1 rRNA gene (only partly in view) is annotated in these 1,353 nt (G+C 54.3%); it reads left to right on the top strand.

What is annotated here, in order from left to right:
• Nucleotides 1-1,353, top strand: a 23S ribosomal RNA gene (locus tag FHW04_RS23340) (its annotated part extends 1,541 nt beyond the left edge of the window); the annotation flags it as partial.

The following is a 1,353-nucleotide window of genomic DNA, read 5'->3' as shown; positions in this document are numbered from 1 at the left end:
AGCCGGGCGACGGTTGTCCCGGTTTAAGCGTGTAGGTGTGTGTTCCAGGCAAATCCGGTTCACTTTACACTGAGGCGTGACGACGAGGCACTACGGTGCTGAAGTGATAAATGCCCTGCTTCCAGGAAAAGCCTCTAAGCATCAGGTAACACAAAATCGTACCCCAAACCGACACAGGTGGTCAGGTAGAGAATACCAAGGCGCTTGAGAGAACTCGGGTGAAGGAACTAGGCAAAATGGTGCCGTAACTTCGGGAGAAGGCACGCTGGCACGTAGGTGGAGGGACTTGCTCCCCGAGCCGAAGCCAGTCGAAGATACCAGCTGGCTGCAACTGTTTATTAAAAACACAGCACTGTGCAAACACGAAAGTGGACGTATACGGTGTGACGCCTGCCCGGTGCCGGAAGGTTAATTGATGGGGTTATCCGTAAGGAGAAGCTCTTGATCGAAGCCCCGGTAAACGGCGGCCGTAACTATAACGGTCCTAAGGTAGCGAAATTCCTTGTCGGGTAAGTTCCGACCTGCACGAATGGCGTAATGATGGCCAGGCTGTCTCCACCCGAGACTCAGTGAAATTGAACTCGCTGTGAAGATGCAGTGTACCCGCGGCAAGACGGAAAGACCCCGTGAACCTTTACTACAGCTTGACACTGAACATTGAGCCTTGATGTGTAGGATAGGTGGGAGGCTTTGAAGCGCGGACGCCAGTCCGCGTGGAGCCAACCTTGAAATACCACCCTTTAATGTTTGATGTTCTAACGTGGCCCCGTAATCCGGGGTGCGGACAGTGTCTGGTGGGTAGTTTGACTGGGGCGGTCTCCTCCTAAAGCGTAACGGAGGAGCACGAAGGTCAGCTAATCACGGTCGGACATCGTGAGGTTAGTGCAATGGCATAAGCTGGCTTGACTGCGAGAGTGACGGCTCGAGCAGGTGCGAAAGCAGGTCATAGTGATCCGGTGGTTCTGAATGGAAGGGCCATCGCTCAACGGATAAAAGGTACTCCGGGGATAACAGGCTGATACCGCCCAAGAGTTCATATCGACGGCGGTGTTTGGCACCTCGATGTCGGCTCATCACATCCTGGGGCTGAAGTAGGTCCCAAGGGTACGGCTGTTCGCCGTTTAAAGTGGTACGCGAGCTGGGTTTAGAACGTCGTGAGACAGTTCGGTCCCTATCTGCCGTGGGCGCTGGAGAATTGAGGGGGGTTGCTCCTAGTACGAGAGGACCGGAGTGAACGCACCACTGGTGTTCGGGTTGTCATGCCAATGGCATTGCCCGGTAGCTAAGTGCGGAAAAGATAAGTGCTGAAAGCATCTAAGCACGAAACTTGCCCCGAGATGAGTTCTCCCTGAC

The organism is Pantoea sp. AN62, assembly GCF_050432985.1.
GTDB classification, from domain to species: Bacteria; Pseudomonadota; Gammaproteobacteria; order Enterobacterales; family Enterobacteriaceae; genus Pantoea; species Pantoea brenneri.
Note: the sequence above shows the minus strand (reverse complement) of the source record. Positions and strands in the feature narration are given on the sequence as shown.